17 protein-coding genes are annotated in these 18,861 nt (G+C 60.3%); 7 read left to right on the plus strand and 10 right to left on the minus strand.

Features of this window, described 5'->3' with window-relative positions; genetic code table 11:
• Positions 1 to 44: 44 nt before the first annotated feature.
• Genes HU739_RS00825 through HU739_RS00835 form a run of 3 tightly spaced genes read right to left on the minus strand, consistent with a single transcriptional unit; the run spans position 45 to position 2,023 of the window.
• A complete protein-coding gene (locus HU739_RS00825) occupies positions 45 to 446 on the minus strand; it encodes an ExbD/TolR family protein (protein WP_186551787.1) in 402 nt (133 codons plus the stop codon).
• Positions 446 to 1,153 carry a MotA/TolQ/ExbB proton channel family protein gene (locus tag HU739_RS00830; protein ID WP_159245475.1) on the minus strand — a complete coding sequence of 236 codons (708 nt, stop codon included), beginning with the start codon at positions 1,151 to 1,153 and terminating at the stop codon, positions 446 to 448. Before HU739_RS00830 ends, HU739_RS00825 begins: the two co-directional genes overlap by 1 nt.
• Positions 1,154 to 1,198: 45 nt before the next feature.
• The gene (locus tag HU739_RS00835) at positions 1,199 to 2,023 is read right to left on the minus strand and encodes an energy transducer TonB (protein WP_186551788.1); all 825 of its coding nucleotides are present in this window, start codon (positions 2,021 to 2,023) and stop codon (positions 1,199 to 1,201) included.
• 1,088 nt (positions 2,024 to 3,111) lie between these two features.
• On the opposite strand from HU739_RS00835, the gene HU739_RS00840 reads away from it, so the two are divergent.
• Positions 3,112 to 3,741, plus strand: a complete 630-nt coding sequence (locus tag HU739_RS00840; RefSeq protein WP_186551789.1) for a glutathione S-transferase N-terminal domain-containing protein — start codon at positions 3,112 to 3,114, stop codon at positions 3,739 to 3,741.
• Positions 3,742 to 3,866: 125 nt separating this feature from the next.
• Here HU739_RS00840 and HU739_RS00845 read toward each other — a convergent pair whose 3' ends face one another.
• Positions 3,867 to 4,307 (minus strand): CBS domain-containing protein, encoded by a 441-nt coding sequence (locus tag HU739_RS00845; RefSeq protein ID WP_186551790.1) that lies wholly within the window; start codon positions 4,305 to 4,307, stop codon positions 3,867 to 3,869.
• Between the two features lie 339 nt (positions 4,308 to 4,646).
• Here HU739_RS00845 and HU739_RS00850 point away from each other — a divergent pair, with 339 nt between their 5' ends.
• Positions 4,647 to 7,007: a DNA polymerase II gene (locus HU739_RS00850; protein ID WP_186551791.1), complete on the plus strand. Its 2,361-nt coding sequence runs from the start codon at positions 4,647 to 4,649 to the stop codon at positions 7,005 to 7,007.
• On the opposite strand, the gene HU739_RS00855 is transcribed toward HU739_RS00850, so the two are convergent.
• The 3 genes from HU739_RS00855 to HU739_RS00865 form a co-directional block, all read right to left on the minus strand.
• Complete coding sequence (locus HU739_RS00855; protein ID WP_186551792.1) at positions 6,972 to 7,442, minus strand: DUF1810 domain-containing protein; 471 nt, start codon at positions 7,440 to 7,442, stop codon at positions 6,972 to 6,974. The genes HU739_RS00850 and HU739_RS00855 overlap by 36 nt on opposite strands.
• A gap of 24 nt (positions 7,443 to 7,466) precedes the next feature.
• Positions 7,467 to 8,288: an aldo/keto reductase gene (locus tag HU739_RS00860; protein ID WP_186551793.1), complete on the minus strand. Its 822-nt coding sequence runs from the start codon at positions 8,286 to 8,288 to the stop codon at positions 7,467 to 7,469.
• Positions 8,289 to 8,536: 248 nt separating this feature from the next.
• Positions 8,537 to 9,685 (minus strand): aldose epimerase family protein, encoded by a 1,149-nt coding sequence (locus HU739_RS00865; RefSeq protein WP_186551794.1) that lies wholly within the window; start codon positions 9,683 to 9,685, stop codon positions 8,537 to 8,539.
• 245 nt (positions 9,686 to 9,930) lie between these two features.
• On the opposite strand from HU739_RS00865, the gene HU739_RS00870 reads away from it, so the two are divergent.
• From HU739_RS00870 to HU739_RS00880, 3 genes are all read left to right on the plus strand, one after another.
• The gene (locus tag HU739_RS00870; protein WP_186551795.1) at positions 9,931 to 10,680 is read left to right on the plus strand and encodes a hypothetical protein; all 750 of its coding nucleotides are present in this window, start codon (positions 9,931 to 9,933) and stop codon (positions 10,678 to 10,680) included.
• Positions 10,681 to 10,877: 197 nt separating this feature from the next.
• Positions 10,878 to 12,092 (plus strand): MFS transporter, encoded by a 1,215-nt coding sequence (locus tag HU739_RS00875; RefSeq protein WP_186551796.1) that lies wholly within the window; start codon positions 10,878 to 10,880, stop codon positions 12,090 to 12,092.
• Between the two features lie 230 nt (positions 12,093 to 12,322).
• Positions 12,323 to 13,108, plus strand: a complete 786-nt coding sequence (locus HU739_RS00880) for a sulfite exporter TauE/SafE family protein (protein ID WP_186551797.1) — start codon at positions 12,323 to 12,325, stop codon at positions 13,106 to 13,108.
• 1 nt (position 13,109) lies between these two features.
• Here the strand turns inward: HU739_RS00880 and HU739_RS00885 are convergent, their stop codons facing one another.
• The gene (locus HU739_RS00885; RefSeq protein WP_186551798.1) at positions 13,110 to 13,574 is read right to left on the minus strand and encodes a GNAT family N-acetyltransferase; all 465 of its coding nucleotides are present in this window, start codon (positions 13,572 to 13,574) and stop codon (positions 13,110 to 13,112) included.
• A 208-nt stretch (positions 13,575 to 13,782) separates the two neighbouring features.
• Between HU739_RS00885 and HU739_RS00890 the strand changes: the two genes are divergently transcribed.
• Positions 13,783 to 14,340 (plus strand): DUF4174 domain-containing protein, encoded by a 558-nt coding sequence (locus tag HU739_RS00890; protein WP_186551799.1) that lies wholly within the window; start codon positions 13,783 to 13,785, stop codon positions 14,338 to 14,340.
• A gap of 182 nt (positions 14,341 to 14,522) precedes the next feature.
• On the opposite strand, the gene ampC is transcribed toward HU739_RS00890, so the two are convergent.
• The gene (gene ampC / locus HU739_RS00895; RefSeq protein ID WP_186551800.1) at positions 14,523 to 15,689 is read right to left on the minus strand and encodes a class C beta-lactamase; all 1,167 of its coding nucleotides are present in this window, start codon (positions 15,687 to 15,689) and stop codon (positions 14,523 to 14,525) included.
• Positions 15,690 to 15,848: 159 nt separating this feature from the next.
• On the opposite strand from ampC, the gene HU739_RS00900 reads away from it, so the two are divergent.
• Positions 15,849 to 16,721, plus strand: coding sequence for a LysR family transcriptional regulator (locus tag HU739_RS00900; RefSeq protein ID WP_186551801.1), 873 nt, complete (start codon positions 15,849 to 15,851; stop codon positions 16,719 to 16,721).
• A gap of 793 nt (positions 16,722 to 17,514) precedes the next feature.
• On the opposite strand, the gene gudD is transcribed toward HU739_RS00900, so the two are convergent.
• On the minus strand, positions 17,515 to 18,858 hold the full coding sequence (gudD, locus tag HU739_RS00905; RefSeq protein ID WP_186549763.1) for a glucarate dehydratase: 1,344 nt from the start codon (positions 18,856 to 18,858) through the stop codon (positions 17,515 to 17,517).
• Positions 18,859 to 18,861: the final 3 nt, after the last annotated feature.

Here is an 18,861-nt window from a genome sequence, read left to right on the forward strand (position 1 = left end):
AGCGGTGCCGGATGGCTGCTTTCAACTGCCGCCCGGCACCGCACTCAGTGGGTGGTCATCACCGAAATCTTGCTGATGCCGGAGCGTTCGATGGACGCCATGGCCTTGGCCACCTGGCCGTAATTGACGGCAGCGTCGGCCTGCAATTGCACGCGCACCTCGGCGTCTTTGGCCTTGACCTCCCTGAGGCTGGCCTCCAGCGATTCCGGGGCCAGTTCGGTTTTGGCCAGATAGAACTTGCCGTCCTGATCAACGCTGACCACCACCGGGTCTTTCTTCTCGGCGGGGGCGACGGCGTCGGTTTTTGGCAGATTGACCTTGATTGCGTTGGTCATCAGCGGCGCGGTGACGATGAACACCACCAGCAGCACGAGCATCACATCGACCAGCGGCGTGACGTTCATTTCGCTGAGCACTTCATCGCTGTCTTGAGTGGAGAACGACATCAGCTGGCCTCCCGCACGGCGTTGGTGTTTTTGCTGGCGATGGCCTGGCGGCTGATGGAAAACGCACTGCGCGAGGCGAGGGCGTCGAAGTCGTGGGCGAAGTCATCCATGTCGGCCGAGGCGAGCTTCAGCCGGCGCAGGAAGAAGTTGTAGATCAGCACCGCCGGTACCGCGACGGCAATGCCCACGCCTGTGGCGATCAGCGCGTGGCCGATGGGGCCGGCGACTGCTTCCAGGCTGGCCGAGCCGGTTTCGCCGATGCTTTGCAGGGCTTCCATGATTCCCCACACGGTGCCGAACAGACCAATGAACGGCGCGGTGCTGCCGATACTGGCGAGGATCGCCTGGCCGTTTTCCAGCGAACGGCGCTCCTTCTGGATCTGCTGGCGCAGGTTGCGTTCCAGCCTGTCGGAGCGGTTGATGGTGTGCGCCAGTTGCTGGGTGGTGCGCGGCGAATCTTCGACCAGCAAAGCTTCGAAACCGCTGCTGGCGATGCGCGCCAGCGAGCCGGGATACTGGCTGGCGTGTTCGGCGGCGGTGAGCAGGTCGGGGGCACTCCAGAAGGCTTTGGTGAACTGCTTGTTCTGCGCTTTCTGGCGCAGGTACTGGGCCGACTTGACCAACAGAATCGCCCAACTGACCACGGAAAACAGCACCAGGCCCCAGAGCACACCGGGGACAATCATCGAAGACAGTGAATCGTTCATGGCTACACCTCGCTTGCTTTAATCAGTAATGAGTCGGTTGCGCCGTCATTGCGGCAATTTGAAATCGATGGTCTGGGTGGCGAAGCCGTCGATTGGCGTGTCGCCGCGCTTGGCCGGGATGAACTTCCAGTTCTTCACCGCCGCGACGGCCGCCTCATCCAGTTGCGGCTTGCCGCTGGACTTGGTCACCGTCACCGCACCGGCACGCCCGTTGGCCAGCACTTGAATGCGCAGCACCACGCTGCCTTCCCAGTTACGTCGCAGCGCCAGCGACGGGTATTCCGGCGGCGGGTTGCCGAGGCTGGCGAGGCCGGAAATCGCTGCCGATTCCTTGACCGGACCGGGCGCAGCAGCCGGCGCCGGCGGTGCACTCGGTGTGCTCGGCGCAGCAGGGGCGGCCGGTTGTGCCGGGGCGGGTGGCGCTTTCGGCGGCTCGACTTTTTTCACTGGTTTTGGCTTCTCGACCGGTTTCGGTTTCTCGATCGGCTTGGGCTTCTCCACCGGTTTGGGCGGCGGCTTGACCGCGTCCTCGTCTTCCACCGGCTGCTCGGGTTCCGGCGGCGGTGGAGGCGGGGGCGGCGGTGGTGGTTCCGGTGTCGGCGGGGCCGGAGGCGTCGGGCTGGTCAGCTCGACGGTCATTTCCGGAATCTCGGGCGGCGTGGGCAGCGGCTCCGGCCGCGCCTGATGAAAGAACCACCACGCGCCGCCGTGTATCAGCGCCGACACGGCAATCAGCAGCACCATCTGTGGTTTGTTCAACCCGCCGGGTCGTGAAGTGTTGGCTGTAAACGCCTGCCTGCCCGTTGGCGGCGGGACCGGCGCTTCCCGCAACGGTCCCGGCAGGGTTTTGTGCTTTACCGCATCGTTCATTAAAGCTCCCTCGGGTCAGATGAAGGGCAATAAAGTGCCGTCCGAACATATGGCGAATGTTCGAGTGATTGGGTGTAACCTTCTTCAAGGTGTGCGCGAGCCGATAGTTTGACTATCTGTTTATGCAGCTCGGACAAACTTACTGGCTCAGCGCCAGCTATCCTGATTGTTCATTACCCTTTCCCTGGCTGTTGTTATGTGGGTAGAGACGTTCTGTATGTCTCTTGCCTGTTACACTTTGCAACGGATGTGCCAAAACTTGCGGCACTGCGTAGGGCTAATTATCTTCGGGTTACCGATGTCGCATTTATATAAGTTCGCCGCTGAGTATGGCTTTTCTGTAGCGCACACGGGGCCTTCAGTCCTTGCAAGAGGGCTTTTTCGAGTGCGAGACAGGGTGAGCGCTGTATCGCGCCAATCGGCGGGATAGAGCGTCTGCTCTGCGATCAGGCTTAGCGCGGGATGGTGCGCGGCGGATCGATTTGGTGCGGGTCAATGTATTAGTGGCTCACAGGGCATGTTCCTTGTTTTTGTTGGAGCGAGTTGAATGCCAACAGCGAACTGCGTCACAGTGGCGGGTTCATTTTTGGTGCAACTTTTAAACTTCGAAACTTATTGTTCGACAATCCGCTTTCAGGTTGTTAATGCAAAGTCATATTTAAAAACTAAATAGCACGCTGCGCTCGGCGAATATTGATCGCCAAGCACATTCGGTGTGCGTATGGGTTCAGGTAATAAAGGAGAAGTGCGCCAGCCCGATGATGTTCAAATGAACACGAGCCTGGTGATGGATATGAGTTGTGTCAATTGGGCGGCGCAGCGTTTGAAGATTCACGCGGTGAACTCCTTGTTGCCAGCTCGGATACACGAACTTTTGGCTCGGTATCGCACCTTACAAGAACGCGGATAGCGTTCGATGAATGCTCTTGGTGCGGGATGGGCACCGCCAGCGCTGTTTTGCGAGGATTGAATTCGCAAGTCGGCAGTGCATGGGAAAAACGTGCCAAACGCGATACATCGGCAGAATTTTCTACAGCAGGCCGGCCAGCCATCTACCCTGTTGCCATGGCCTTTTAGGGGGAACGGACATGTACCAGCTCTACGGGCATAAAAATTCCGGCGCAGCTGCCATCGAGGCAGCCTTGGAGTTGTGCCAGATTGCTTATCGCTTCATCGACACCGAAGCCAGCGCGGAGGCCGCGGAGGCGCTGGGCAAACTCAATCCGCTGAAACAGATCCCGACTCTGCAACTGCCCGACGGCAGTGCCCTGACCGAGAGCGCGGCGATCATGATTCATCTGGGCCTGACGTTTCCCAAGTCCGGCCTGCTGCCGGCCAAGGCGCCTGATCGCGATCAGGCGATTCGCGGCCTGGCCTATATCGTCAGCAATTGCTACGCGGCCATCGGCATTATCGACTACCCCGAGCGTTGGCTGATGGCGGCGGACGAGAGCGCACGGCAGAACCTGATCGCCGGCACGCGTCAGCGTCTGCACTTCAGTTGGGAGGTGTTTGCCGACCAGTTTTCCGGCGAGCTGTACCTGGACGATGAAACGCCGGGCGCGCTGGATGTGCTGGCGGCAGTGGTGAGCCGTTGGGCCGGCAGCCGTGAACATCTGCGCCAGACCCGGCCGGGGTTTTATGCGTGGTTGCAGAGGATTGACCGCCACCCGGTGCTGGCGCCGGTGTTTGAGCGACATTGGCCGTCTCAAGGCTGACAAAGCACCCCCTGTAGGAGTGAGCCTGCTCGCGATAGCGGTCTGTCAGCCAACTGTATTTCTAGCTGACAGATCGCTATCGCGAGCAGGCTCACTCCTACAAGGGGGCTGTGGTGTCTGGGCGATTACTCCCCGCGGATGTACTGCTCCAGCTGCTTGATCAGCTCGGCCTGTTCGGCAATGGCTTCCTTGACCAGGTCGCCGATCGACAGCAAGCCGATCAGCTTGCCGTCCTCAACCACTGGCAAGTGGCGCAGGCGGCGGTCGGACATGATGCCCAGGCAGGTGTCGACGGTTTGTTTGGTGTCCACCGTGATCACGTCCTTGACCATGATGTCGCGCACGGGTGTACCGACCGAAGAGCGGCCGTGCAGCACCAGTTTGCGTGCGTAATCGCGCTCGCTGATGATGCCGACCACGTTGTCGTCTTCCACCACCAGCAGGGCGCCGACGTTTTTCTCGGCCATTTTCATCAGCGCTTCGAGCACCATGTGATCGGGTTTGATCTGGTGCACTTCCTGATTTTTCTGGTCTTTGAGCTTGAGCAGTTGGGCGACGGTCTTCATGGCGGTTACTCAGGTGTTGTCGTTGTTAATCAAGCATCGTAGACCCTGCGCGGCAGGGCAAGGCCGCAAAGCGGCAGATAGCACGCAAAAAACGCCATTTGCCGGAAAAACATCTCTGTATCTGCAAATGAAGTATCTGTGGCGAGGGGATTCATCTGTGGCGAGGGGATTTATCCCCGCTGGCCTGCGCAGCAGGCCCTTTCATTAAAAGCGGGGCCGCTTCGCGGCCAACGGGGATAAATCCCCTCGCCACAGATGAATCCCCTCACCACAGATAAATCCCCTCACCATAAATGCTGCGTAGAATGCCGGTCTGATTCAGTTCCCGAGGTTGCAGTGGTGGATTTACCGCAGGGCTTCGTCCTGACCCGGCACTGGCGCGATACGCCGGCCGGCACCGAAGTCGAATTCTGGCTGGCGACCGACGCCGGGCCGCGCCGTGTGCGCTTGCCGCACCAGCCTTCGGTGGCGTTCATCCCCGCCGAACAGCGTGAAGCGGCCGAACGCCTGCTGCACGACGAAAAGAACGTCGAACTGCGGCCGTTGGCTTTGCTGGATTTCGAGCATCGTCCGGTGCTCGGTCTGTATTGCCAGCAGCACGGTCAGTTGATGCGCCTGGAAACCGCGTTGAACCGCGTCGGGGTCGATGTCTTCGAGGCCGATGTGCGCCCGCCGGAACGCTATCTGATGGAGCGCTTCATTACCGCACCCGTGCGGTTCAGCGGTACGCCGGACGCCGACGGCGTGCTGATCAACGCCCACCTCAAGCCCGACCCCGATTATCGACCGAAACTGCGCCTGGTCTCGCTCGATATCGAAACCACCGAGACCGGCGAGCTGTATTCCATCGCCCTGGAAGGTTGTGGCGAACGTCAGGTGTACATGCTCGGGGCGCCGAACGGCGATGACAGCATTGTTGATTTTGATCTCGAATATTGCGATTCGCGCACCATTCTCCTGAAGAAGCTCAACGAGTGGTTTGCCCGCCACGACCCCGACGCGATCATCGGCTGGAACGTTGTGCAGTTTGACTTGCGCATCCTTCACGAACACGCGCGGCGCCTCGGCGTGCCGCTGAAAATCGGCCGCGGTGGCGAAGAAATGCAGTGGCGCGAGCACGGCAGCCGCAATCACTATTTCGCTTCCGCCGCGGGGCGGCTGATCATCGACGGTATCGAGTCGCTGCGTTCGGCGACCTGGAGCTTCCCCTCGTTCAGCCTGGAAAACGTCGCGCAGACGTTGCTTGGCGAGGGCAAGGCCATCGACAACCCGTATCAGCGCATGGACGAGATCAATCGCATGTTCGCCGAGGACAAACCGGCGCTGGCCAAATACAACCTCAAGGACTGCGAACTGGTCACGCGGATCTTCGCCAAGACCGAGCTGCTGACGTTTCTCCTCGAACGTGCCAGCGTCACCGGTCTGCCGGCGGATCGCAGCGGTGGCTCGGTGGCCGCGTTCACGCATTTGTACATGCCGCTGATGCACCGTCAGGGCTTCGTCGCGCCGAACCTCGGCACCCATCCGCCTCAGGCCAGCCCCGGCGGGTTCGTCATGGATTCGCAACCGGGGCTGTATGAATCGGTGCTGGTGCTCGACTACAAGAGCCTTTATCCGTCGATCATCCGTACGTTCCTGATTGATCCGGTGGGGCTGATCGAAGGCTTGCAGCACCCGGACGATGCCGATTCGGTACCCGGCTTTCGTGGTGCACGCTTTTCGCGCACCCGCCATTGCCTGCCGTCGATTGTGTCGCGAGTGGCTGAGGGGCGCGAGACTGCCAAGCGTGAGCACAACGCGCCGTTGTCGCAAGCGCTGAAGATCATCATGAACGCCTTCTACGGCGTCCTCGGTTCCAGCGGCTGCCGTTTTTTCGATACGCGCCTGGCCTCATCGATCACTCTTCGCGGCCACGAAATCATGCTGCGCACCCGCCAGTTGATCGAAGCGCAGGGCCATGCGGTGATCTATGGCGATACCGACTCCACATTCGTCTGGCTACGTCGCGCCCATGGCCAGGAGGAGGCGGCGCAGATCGGTCATGCGCTGGTCAACCAGGTCAACGAGTGGTGGCGCGAGCATGTGCGCGAAACCTACGGCCTGGAAAGCGCGCTGGAATTGCAGTTCGAGATCCACTACAAACGCTTTTTGATGCCGACCATTCGTGGTGCGGAGGAGGGCAGCAAGAAGCGTTACGCCGGCCTTGTCACCCGCGCCGATGGCCGCGAGGAAATGATCTACAAAGGTCTGGAAACCGTGCGCACCGACTGGTCGCTGCTGGCCCGGCAATTTCAGCAGGAATTGTACGAGCGGATTTTCCAGCGCAAGCCGTATCAGGATTACGTGCGCGACTATGTGCGCAAGACCCTGGCCGGGGAGTTCGATGATCGATTGATCTACCGCAAGCGCCTGCGCCGCACCCTCGACGATTACGAGCGTAACGTCCCGCCGCACGTGCGCGCAGCGCGGCTCGCCGACGACTACAACGCGCAGCACGGCCGGCCCCGGCAGTACCAGAACGGCGGCTGGATCAGCTACGTCATCACCTTGGCCGGCCCGGAGCCGCTGGAAGCACGCCGCGCCGCCATCGATTACGACCATTACATCACCCGGCAACTGCAACCGGTGGCGGATGCGATTCTGCCGTTTGTCGATGACGACTTTTCAACCCTGATTGGTGGGCAGTTGGGCCTGTTTTAAGTCGAGCAGTTGCAGCGTCCATTCATCGAGAATGCCGTGGAAGTAGCGCGTCAGCGCCTGATTGAACAGGCTGTCTGCGCCGCTGAATTGCGCAAACAGGGTCATTGAAGAGTGAAATTTCAGGTCATCGGGATGCCCGAAGATCTCGCTGATCGAGCGCTGCGGCACGTTGAGCACCCACTGTGTGCAGGTGCGCAGCCGCGCGCCGAGCACTTCGTGGGCCAGATAGGCCCGCGCTTCCTCGGCTGAACCGATGGCAAAGCGCCGGGCCATTTCACTGCCGCCCAGCCCGGCGAACTGCGGAAAAACAAACCACATCCAGTGGCTTTGCTTGCGCCCAGCCTGGAGTTCGCGTTGAACTCGTTCGAATACCGGGTCCTGCGCTTGGACAAAACGTTGCAGGTTGAACGGGTCGTGCAGATCCGTGCTTCTCATCGCGAAGCCCTCGCAGTCGGCGGATCAGACCATGGCCAGCCGCTGCTTGCGTTTTGGCGCCGGGAACACCGTGTCCAGCGCCGCCAGATCCCCAGCGTCCAGTTGCAGCTGCGCCGCCTCGGCATTGAGTTGCACATGCTCGGGACGCACAGCCTTGGGGATCGCAATCACGCCATCCTGACGCAGAATCCACGCCAGCGAAACCTGCGCCGGGGTGACGTTGTGACGAGCGGCAATGTCGCGCAGCACCGGCTCGGCGAGCATCGCGCCTCCCTGGCCGATCGGACAGTAAGCCATCAATGGCAGGCGCTGGTGTTGGCACCACGGCAGCAGATCGAATTCGATGCCGCGCTCTTCAAGGTTGTAGAGCACCTGATTGGTGGCGCAGGCCGGGCTGGAAAGTTCTTCAAGGTCATCGACATCGAAGTTTGACACGCCCCAACGGCCGATCTTGCCGTCCTCGCGCAGGCGCTCGAAGGCTTCGACGGTTTCTTCCAGGGGATACTGGCCGCGCCAGTGCAGCAGGTAGAGATCGATGTAATCGGTGTCGAGCCGGCGCAGACTGCGCTCGCAGGCCAGGTGGATGCCTTTGCGGCTGGCGTTGTGCGGGTAGACTTTGCTGACCAGAAACACCTGATCGCGCAGCCCGCTGATGGCTTCGCCGACCACCGTTTCGGCACCGCCCTCGGCGTACATTTCCGCAGTGTCAATCAGGGTCATGCCCAGTTCGATGCCGCTGCGCAGTGCGCTGACTTCACGCTTGTGCGCCGAGCGATCCTCACCCATGCGCCAGGTGCCCTGGCCAATCACGGGTACCTGCACGCCAGCCAATTCAAGGGTACGCATTCAAACCTCCTTTGCGAAAATCTCGTTACCTTTGGTGGGCAGCAGGATAGACCAAGGGTTCCGGGAAGGAGGCTTGTTTGACAAAGAATCAAGGGACAAAACACATCAATTGTGGCGAGGGGATTTATCCCCGTTGGGATGCGAAGCAGCCCCAAAACCTGCAATGGAGTTCTTTTTTGATAAAGCGCATTTTGCAGGATGGGGGCTGCTTCGCATCCCGGCGGGGATAAATCCCCTCGCCACAAAGGTTATTTTGCGGTGAATTTCAGAATCACGCTGTGGGTGTAGGTCTGCCCCGGATCCAGTCGTGTGCTCGGGAAGCCCGGCTGGTTTGGCGAGTCGGGATAGTGCTGAGTCTCCAGGGTAAACGCGCCCCAGTGCGGATAGACCTTGCCGCCCTTGCCCTTGACCGTACCGTCGAGGAAGTTACTGGTATAGAACTGCACGCCCGGCTCGGTGGTGAACAACTGCAGGGTTCGTCCCGATTGCGGGTCGCTGACTTCGGTGGCGACTTTGCTGATATCGCCTTTGGTGTCCAGCGCCCAGTTGAAGTCGAAGCCGCCCTGTTTCGGCTCGGCAAACTTCAACTGCGGATGATCAGCCTTGATGTGCGTGCCGATCGCGGTCGCTTTGGTGAAATCCATCGGCGTGCCCGCGACAGGCGCGAGTTCTCCGGTCGGGATCAGCTTGGCCGTCACCGGTGTGTAATGGCTGGCATTGAGCGTGGCGACTTGTTTGAGAATGTCGCCATTGCCGGCGCCGGCGAGGTTGAAGTAGCTGTGGTTGGTCAGGTTCAGCACCGTGGGCTTATCGGTACTGGCCTTGTAGTCGATGCGCAGTTCGTTGTTCTCGGTCAGGCGATAAGTCACTTCGGTGCTGAGGTTGCCGGGGAAGCCCATTTCGCCGTCCGCCGACAGATAGGTCAGGGTCACGCCGACCGAATCCTTGTCCTTGGTTTCTTTGGCCTTCCAGACCTTTTTGTCGAAACCCTGAGGGCCGCCGTGCAACGCGTTGGACTTGTCATTCTGCGGCACCTGATAGCGCTTGCCGTCGAGTTCGAAGGCGCCGTCGGCGAGGCGATTGCCGAAGCGCCCGATGGTCGCGCCAAAGTACGCCGTGCCTTTCTGGTAGCCCTGCACATCGTCGAAACCAAGCACTACGTCGTCAAACTTGCCGTGCTTGTCGGCGACTTTCAGCGCTTGCAGGGTCGCGCCGTAAGTAATCACGGTGGCTTGCATGCCGTGGCTGTTGCGCAGGATGTATTGCTCGACGGGCGTGCCATCATTGGTTTTACCGAAGGCTTTGTGTTCGGCGGTCAGGCCCGCTGCGTTGGCGGAAAGGGAAGCGATCATCAGTGACAGTCCAAGGCCGGAAAGCAGGTGACGGGATTGAAGCATGGTAGACCTTCCTTTTTGTTGTTGTTTTGAGAATTTGCAATTAGTCAGGCTATTGAATCTATAGCAGAAGATTTATAGCCGATTTACTCATCATCGCAAATATAAAGTCGGACTAATTGGTGTCGAGCAAGACGCCAAAGGTCGGCAAACCACGCCAGCACTGCACTTTTTCGCAATCGGCGGCTCTATCCATGGCCAGGATGCGGTGACTCCCGCCGCACAGGAACGTACCTGCCCGAGAATTCATGCCGAGTGCTTTTACCCTGATCACTGCTTGTTTGCGCCGAGCGTGCCTGTTGCTGGCCGGTTTGTTTTTGCTGGTGCTGAGCGGCTGTAGCCATCAGAACGGCAACGGCTTCATCAATCAGATGCGTGACGGCAAGCCGCAGGAGTTTCTGCAGACCAGCGTCGATCGCATGGCAACACTGGCGATGCGCGACAACCTCAACAGCCTCTATCGTCTGATGGGCAAGCTGTACCTGCGCAACCCGCAAGAGCTGCGCAAATCCGGGTTCCTCAACATTCATGCCGCGGTGAAACAGGTACGCCTGGCCATCGAACAGCAACAGCCGCTGCCGGTACTGGGCGGCAGGAAGGATCTGGCCGCGCTGAACTACGCGATGAGTCCGGAGTTTCTCGGTGATCGGGTCGGCGCTTTCATCTACGCCATTGGCAGCATGCTGGTCACCGCCCACGGCAACCGCACCGAGTTCTACATGACGGACGCGATTAATCCGACGTTCGTGCACAACGCTGCGCGCAATATCGAAAAAGCGACGTGGATTCTGTCGCAGCGACAGAACCAGGATGGCCAGCCGCTGCTGTTTTCCAATGAAATCTCCGAGGAGGGCAGCAACCTCAGCTTCGCCACCGAGTTCGGCAAGGTGGTGGCGCGCCTGGACCTGCTGACGCAAATGCTCGATGAGCGCTATCGGCGCATCGGTCTGAATTACGCGCAGAGTCTGTTGTTTTTGAATTTTCTGCCGGTGCAGTGAGCTTTCACTGGATTGTGGATTATGCAGAGATCCATTGTAGGAGTGAGCCTGCTCGCGATAGCGGAGGATCTTTTAACTCACCAACATCTGAAAGACCGCTATCGCGAGCAGGCTCACTCCTACAGAGATCGCATCGCGAACTGGATATTTGTATACAATCCATCGCTCAAGTTGATCCAAAAGGAGCTGCCCCCGTCATGACCGACCCCGCAAGCGCCGATTTCAGCCGCGTCGATCACACCGCCCGCACCGACAGATTGCCCTACGCCGCGCTGCTCGCATTCGCCATGACCGGTTTCATCGCCATCCTCACCGAAACCCTGCCCGCCGGGCTGCTGCCGCAGATTGGCGCCGGGTTGAACGTCAGCGAAGTGTTCGCCGGGCAACTGGTTACCCTCTATGCGTTGGGTTCGATAGTCGCGGCGATTCCATTGACCGTGGCCACCCGCGCCTGGCCGCGGCGCCGGGTGCTGCTGATGACCGTGGGCGGATTTCTGCTGTTCAACACCATCACCACGTTCTCCAGCCATTACGGACTGACACTGGCTTCGCGCTTTCTCGCTGGCATGGCGGCGGGGTTGTCCTGGGGAATCATGGCGGGCTATGCGCGCGGGATCGTCCCAGTGCATCAGCAGGGCCGGGCACTGGCGATTGCCATGCTCGGCACCCCGGTCGCCTTGTCGCTCGGCACCCCGGCGGGGACGTGGCTGGGCCAATGGATCGGCTGGCGCGCTTCGTTCGGGATCATGTCGGCGCTGGCGCTGGTGCTGGCGGCGTGGATTGTCATCGCAGTGCCGGATCGTCCGGGACAGGCCAGTGGCGAGCGCTTGCCGTTGCTCGAATCGTTACGCCTGCCCGGTGTGCGTCCGGTGCTGTTCGTGGTGCTGGCGTGGATGCTTGGGCACAACATTCTCTACACCTACATCGCACCGTTTCTGGCCGAAGCCGGGCTGGCCGACCGGGTGGATCTGGTGCTGCTGGTGTTCGGCCTGTGCTCGCTGGTAGGGATCTGGATCATCGGCCTGCTGGTGGATCGCTGGTTGCGCGGGCTGACGCTGATCAGCCTCGCCGTGTTTGCGCTGACCGCGCTGGTGCTGGCACTGGCGATTCCGTCGCCGTGGCTCATTTACGCTTGCATGGCGGTGTGGGGCTTGTCGTTCGGCGGTTCGGCTACGCTGCTGCTGACCTCGGCGGCGGATTCGGCCGGTGAGCATGTCGACGTGGTCCAGGCGATGCTGACCACTTCGTGGAACGTGGCGATTGCCGGCGGCGGGCTGTTTGGCGGTTTGCTGCTGGATCGCGCCGGGGCGATGTCATTTCCGTGGGCACTGTTGATCCTGTCGCTGATTGCGCTGGCCACGGTGTGGATCAACCGCACTCACAGCTTCAAACCGGGACGGCGGGTGCACTAATCCTCCAGACGCCACATAACCCCTGTAGGAGTGAGCCTGCTCGCGATAGCGGTATGTCAGTGCCTGCCTATTTATCTGAAACACCGCTATCGCGAGCAGGCTCACTCCTACAAAGAGAACGACGGTGATTTTCGATAATGCATAACCATAGACCGCATCGATATATGTGGTTATAAGAAAAATCGCTATGCTGCGGGCCAGATTTTTCCTGTCGTTTTCTGGACGTCTTAATGGATTTGGTCAATTTCGGTCTGGTGGTTGCCGGGCTGGTGGTGGGTTTTATTGTCGGCATGACCGGTGTCGGCGGTGGTTCGTTGATGACGCCGATCCTGCTGTGGTTCGGCATCAACCCTGCAACGGCGGTGGGCACTGACCTGCTGTACGCCGCCATTACCAAATCCAGTGGCGTCCTCGTTCACAGGAAGAACAAGAACATCGACTGGGCCATCACCGGTTGGCTGACCTTGGGCAGCGTGCCCGCGGTGGCGATGACGCTGTGGTTCCTCAGCACGTTGCACACCGCCCCCGAGGCGATGAACGCGATCATCAAGCAGGCCTTGGGCTTTGTCTTGTTCGCCACGGCGCTGGCGATTTTCTTCAAGAAACGCTTGCTCGACTTCGCCCACAAACGAGCCGGTGGCAACTACAACCCGAGCGGTTCGCGGCTCAACGTGATGACCGTAATCACCGGCCTGATCCTCGGCACTATGGTCGCCCTGACCTCGATCGGTGCCGGCGCACTGGGCACGGTTGCGTTGTTCATCCTCTATCCGCTGCTGCCGACCCGTCGCCTGGTCGGCACTGAAATCGCCCACGCGGTGCCACTGACCCTGGTCGCTGGCCTGGGCCATGCGAGCATGGGCAATATGGATTGGGGCGTGTTGGGCTTTCTGCTCCTGGGCTCGCTGCCGGGCATTTGGCTCGGCAGCCACCTGACCGGGCGCATCTCCGATGAAGTGCTGCGCCCGTGCCTGGCGACGATGCTGGTGTTGATCGGTTACAAGCTGGCGTTCTGAGTCACTTGCCAGTAACGAATTTCATCACCACCACTGGCAGATCTTCGTAAATCAGTTCCTCGACTACTTGCCAACCCAGTTGCGCGTACAACGACTGCGAAGTGTCGGTGTACAGATACAGTTCAGGTATGCCCAGCTTCTGCGCTTCTTCGACCACTCGCATGACCAGTTGCGAAGCGACCCCGCGCCCACGTTCTTCAGCCTTCACATAAACGCCTGCCAGCCATGGTGTCAGGTTCGGCCGTAGCTTCAGATCGCTTTCGATCAGCAGTGCGCCGCCCAGCAAACGCGAATCTTCAAACGCCACCACCACGCTGGGCACTGAGCCTTTGCCACAGGATTCACGCATGTGCTCGACGCGATCCTCGACTGTTTGACCAGGGCGAAACTCTCCCCACTCCTTGAAGTTGAGGGTGGCCAGTTCTTCGATAAATTCGGGGTGATCGCACAGGTAATCAATGTGCATGCGGGTGAACTCCATTTCGTTAGCAGAGCGGCCACCCTAATGCGCTCATAACCAGTAATCAAATCTGCGTAGCGATCGCTCCCGTCATGTTGCGCAATGTTCGGCCTGACCTAAGCTTCTGACAGGGCGATGCCTTTTTGCCAGACGCACCCGGAACAATCGCCACGATGCGCAATCAGTAGAGCGTGGATATCAAAAGGAGATGCGCATGCTCATCAGGTCCCTGACCCTGACATTCTTGCTGGCGATGGCCGGCCCCTTGTTCGCCGCCGACAGCGATTCACCCTTGGCCGGTGACGTCGGGCGCGCCCGGCCGCTGATCGTGATCGCCCAAAGCACGGTCGATCCGGTGTGGCTGAGCCTGAAGAAATCGCTGGAAGACCCGGCCAATAAAAAGGGCGTCGCCGACCGCAATATCAAGGTCTATACCATCCTCAGCATGTCCGGTCAGCTCGACGGCAAGGACATGGGCCAGCAGGACACCATGGCGCTGTTGCGCTCACTGAAACTGGGCGCCGGTGCTTATCCGAAAGTGTTCCTGGTGGGCAAGGACGGCGAGACCAAGCTTTCGGCTTCGGGGGACGAAGCCAAGGCCCTGGACCTGAAGAAGATCTTCGAGACCATCGACGCCATGCCGATGGCCGAGAAAGAAGCCGCCGCTGCCGCCGCACAAGCACCCGCTGCCACCGAGCCAGAACCGGCCAAGGGCACGAAGCCGAGCAAACCGGCGAAGCCTGCCAAGCCGCCGCAAATGCCGGATGATTGATTGCGCACGGCGTGAATAAAGCACGTCCCTGTGTGTGGCAAAGCCCCCCAACAGGTTTTTGTGAAATGCACAGATCCTGTGGAGGAGCGAACCTGCTCGCGACAGCGGTTTACGAGCGCTGAGAAGTGACCGATTCAGCGCATTCGCAAGCAGACTCGCTCCCACAATTCATCTACCGGCCATTAGTCCACCAGTGCACCGAAAATCGTATGCGCAATCTTCACGCGCTCGGCATTCGGATAATTCTTGTTGGCGAGAATCACGATGCCGATCTTTTGCGACGGCACGAACGCGACATACGCGCCAAACCCCCGGGTGGAGCCGGTTTTGTTGAACAGCACGTTCGCCGGTTCGGGCTGGGGCGGGGTCAGCCAGTCGGTTTTGTGCGCTTGCATCGCCATGGCTGTCGAGTTGCCGTTCAGCAACTTCTCCAGGCTGATCGGGTAGGCGTAGCGCTCCCAGCCCAGGCCCTGAGTCATGTCGCCGACGCGGTAGTAACCGTTGTGGGTGAGGGCGATGGCTTTTTGCAGATCGGGCGCAAGGCTGGCCGGTTTCAGCTGGGCTTCGACGTAGCGCAGGAGGTCGGCGGCGCTGGTTTTCATGCCGTAGGCTTCGGCGTCCAGCGCGCCGGGGCTGACGCGTACCGGCTGGTCGGCGCTGTCATAGCCTTGGGCGTAGAGCTTCGATTGCGCTGGCGGCACGCTGAGGAAGGTGTGCTGCAAACCGAGTTTCGGCAGCAGAATTTGCGTCATCGCCTGATCAAAAGGTTGGCCCAGGCTTTTCGCCGCCAGATAACCGAACAAGCCCAGACTCGGGTTGGAATACTGGCGATGGCTACCGGCCGGATACTGCGGTTGCCACTGTTGGTAATAGCCGAGCATCTTGTCGGCCGAATCCGCCTCGGCGGGGAACTGCAGCGGTAGCCCGCCGGCGCTGTAGGTGCCCAGTTGCAGCACGCTGATGTTGTCGAACGCAGTGCCTTTGAGCGCCGGCCAAAGCGTGCTCGCCTTGCTCGACAGGTCCAGCTTGCCGGTCGCTTGAGCGTAACCGGCGAGGGTCGCGGTGAAGGTCTTGCTCACCGAACCGACTTCGAACAGGGTGTTTTCGCTGACCTTTTGCCCGCTGTCCCTGGCGGCGATACCGTAATTAAAGTAATGCGCCTGACCGTTGACCGTGAGGGCAACGCTCAGTCCGGCAATGTTGTTGTGTTGCATCACTGGGGTAACGGCTTGCGTGACCAGTGCCTGCCACTGCGCCTCGGTCGGTGTGGCCGCCTGGCAGACAACGCTGCTGAAGATCAAGGTGAAAGCGCTGTAGGAAAAGAGCTTGCTCGGCTTGAATGAACACATAAATGAACCACTCTCCATGAGTGTCGATTGTCGTATGCCGCTACACTGCGGCTGATTTTTTATCGGTTGGCTGATCAGCGCCGCCAATGTAGGCACTGTTGCCACACTGGACAAACGATGAAATCTCGCATGAGCCATTAGAAAAATTTGGGGCTGGGCATGATTCGACCGCAATTGCCGCTCAACGCACTGCGCGCTTTCGAAGCGTCGGCGCGCCATTTGAGTTTCACCCGCGCTGCCGTGGAACTGTGCGTGACCCAGGCGGCGGTGAGCCATCAGGTCAAAAGTCTGGAGGCGCAACTCAACGTGACCCTGTTCAAACGCCTGCCCCGCGGGCTGATGCTGACCAGCGAGGGGGAAACCTTGCTACCGGTGCTCAGCACCTCATTCGATCACATCGCGCAGATGCTTGAACGACTGGCCGGCGGGCAGTATCGGGAAATATTGACGGTTGGCGTGGTGGGGACATTTGCCGTGGGCTGGCTGCTGCCGAGGCTGGCGGACTTCCGGGCGAAACATCCGCACATGGATTTACGCCTGTCGACCCACAACAACCGCGTGGATGTGGCCGCGGAAGGGCTGGATTATGCGATTCGGTTTGGCGCCGGGGCGTGGCATGGCATCGAGGCAACGCGCTTGCTCGACGCGCCGCTGTCGGTGTTGTGCGTGCCGGAAATTGCCCGGCAATTGCAGTCGCCCGGGGATCTGTTGCGTCAGACCTTGCTGCGCTCCTATCGCACCGATGAATGGCCGGAGTGGTTCCACGCCGCCGGCCTCGCCACTCAGGCGCCACCGCCGCAGAGCATCGTCTTCGACTCGTCGCTGGCAATGATGGAGGCTGCATTGCAGGGCAGCGGGGTGGCGCTGGCGCCGCCGCTGATGTTCGCCCGACAACTGGCGGCGGATACGATCTGCCAGCCGTTCGCGATCGAGATCACGACGGGGAGTTATTGGTTGACACGGTTGCAGTCGCGACCCGAAACGGCGGCGATGAAAGCGTTCAAGGAGTGGCTGGCGCAAATCTCCGGTTAACACACACCCCATGTAGGAGTGAGCCTGCTCGCGATAGCGGTGTGTCATTCACAATTTATGTTTACTGACACACCGCTATCGCGAGCAGGCTCACTCCCACAATGACCGGGCCTGCCCACAACATTTGTGTTCGGCCCAAAACCCTGTGGGAGCCGGGCTTGCCCGCGAAAGCGCACGATCAGTCCACATCTTCATTGACTGACTCACCGCCTTCGCGAGCAGGCTCGCTCCTACAATGGCCGGGTCCGGCCACATATTTGTGTTCGGCCCAAAAACCTGTGGGAGCCGGGCTTGCCCGCGAAAGCGCAAGATCAGTCGACACATTCGTTGACTGGCTCACCGCTTTCGCCAGCAGGCTCGCTCCCACAATGACCGGGTCTGCCCACAACATTTGTGTTCGGCACAAAACCCTGTGGGAGCCGGGCTTGCCCGCGAAAGCGCTAGACCAGTCGACACATTCGTTGACTGGCTCACCGCCTTCGCCAGCAGGCTCGCTCCCACAATGACCGGGTCTGCCCACAACATTTGTGTTCGGCACAAAACCCTGTGGGAGCCGGGCTTGCCGGCGAAAGCGCTAGACCAGTCGACACATTCGTTGACTGATTCACCGCTTTCGCGAGCAGGCTCACTCCTACAATGACCGGGTCTGCCCACAACATTTGTGTTCGGCCCAAAACCCTGTGGGAGCCGGGCTTGCCCGCGAAAGCGCTAGATCAGTCGACACATCATTGACTGGCTCACCGCCTTCGCGAGCAGGCTCGCTCCCACAGTGGGTATCAGTGCATCTGCAGATTCAGCGCACCAGACAAGGCCGCTTGTTATCGAATTTCCAGCCCGGGATCAGGAACTGCATCGCCACGCTGTCATCCCGTGCACCGAGGCCCATGCCCTTGTACAGTTCGTGGGCCTTGGCCACTTGATCCATGTCCAGTTCGACGCCCAGCCCAGGTTTCTTCGGCACCTGCACGCAGCCGTCGACTATTTGCAGCGGTGCCTTGGTCAGGCGCTGGCCGTCCTGCCAGATCCAGTGGGTGTCGATGGCGGTGATATCGCCCGGCGCAGCGGCGGCGACGTGGGTGAACATGGCCAGGGAAATATCGAAGTGGTTGTTGGAGTGCGAGCCCCAGGTCAGGCCCCATTCGTGGCACATCTGCGCCACGCGCACCGAACCCTGCATGGTCCAGAAGTGCGGGTCGGCCAGCGGGATGTCCACCGACTGCAACTGGATCGCGTGGCCCATTTCGCGCCAGTCCGTGGCGATCATGTTGGTGGCCGTTTTCAGGCCGGTGGCGCGACGGAATTCAGCCATGACTTCGCGCCCGGAATAACCGTTTTCCGCACCGCACGGGTCTTCCGCATAAGCGAGCACGTGATGCTGGTCGCGGCACAAACGGATTGCCTCTTTCAGTGACCAGGCGCCGTTCGGGTCGAGGGTAATCCGCGCCTCGGGAAAGCGCTCGGCCAGTGCCGTAACCGCTTCGATTTCGGCATCGCCGCTGAGCACGCCGCCCTTGAGTTTGAAATCCTTGAAGCCGTACTTCGCATGGGCCGCTTCGGCCAGGCGCACCACCGCTTCGGCTGTCATGGCTTTCTCATGACGAACACGGAACCAGTCGTTGTCGGCGTCCGGTTCGCTGCGATAGGCGAGGTCGGTCTCGCGCTGATCGCCAACGTAAAACAGATAGCCAAGCATCTTCACTTCATCGCGCTGCTGACCTTCACCGAGCAGCGCCGCGACCGGTACGTCGAGGTGTTGACCGAGCAGGTCGAGCAGGGCAGCTTCCAGGCCGGTGACCGCGTGGATGGTGATGCGCAGGTCAAACGTCTGCAAGCCACGACCGCCGGCATCGCGGTCGGCGAAGGTCTGGCGCACTTGATTGAGAATCTTCTGGTAGGTGCCGATCGGGCTGCCGACGACCAGATTGCGCGCGTCTTCGAGCGTCTGGCGAATACGCTCGCCACCGGGCACTTCGCCGACGCCGGTGTGGCCGGCGTTGTCCTTGAGGATGACGATGTTGCGGGTGAAAAACGGCCCGTGAGCGCCGCTCAGGTTGAGCAGCATGCCATCGTGACCGGCCACCGGAATGACCTGCATATCAGTGATGATCGGAGCTTTGGCGGTGTCGTGAACAGTCATTGT

Origin of the sequence: Pseudomonas hamedanensis, assembly GCF_014268595.2 — a bacterium.
Lineage (GTDB): Bacteria > Pseudomonadota > Gammaproteobacteria > Pseudomonadales > Pseudomonadaceae > Aquipseudomonas > Aquipseudomonas hamedanensis.